Annotated in this window: 1 protein-coding gene; it reads right to left on the bottom strand. The window is 52.3% G+C overall.

The genetic code is table 11. From position 1 onward, the window contains the following. Positions 1-344 (bottom strand): flagellar M-ring protein FliF C-terminal domain-containing protein (locus COY37_RS04785; RefSeq protein WP_286976461.1); only part of this gene is annotated, 344 nt, incomplete at both ends.

Below are 344 nucleotides of genomic sequence, written 5' to 3'. Positions count from 1 at the left end.
CGACTAAGAAGAGTACGGCAACCACAGCATATTTGCCATAATTCGCGTACATCTCCTTCCTCTGCGCATCGGCGATCGCCTGATCCTCTTTTTTCATCCACGCGGTATCGAAAGGCACGCTGCTTACCGTTAGCACATCCCCCCGCGACTTATCGATGCCGGCCGCCGCAGTAACGAGCTGCTCTATAGTCGTGTCGCGGATCGGCTTGCTGCCATCGTTGTTAACGACGACAGCAACGGACAATTTCTTAACCTCGCCAGGCGGCTTGATCTCGCTTTCCTCGATTTTTGTGGAATCGTAATTTACCGTCTCGTTTGAGCGTTTATATGTCGAGTTACCCGCA

Origin of the sequence: Candidatus Aquicultor secundus, assembly GCF_002791875.1 — a bacterium.
Classification (GTDB): Bacteria; Actinomycetota; Aquicultoria; order Aquicultorales; family Aquicultoraceae; genus Aquicultor_A; species Aquicultor_A secundus.
This window is presented reverse-complemented; position numbering and strand designations above follow the sequence as displayed.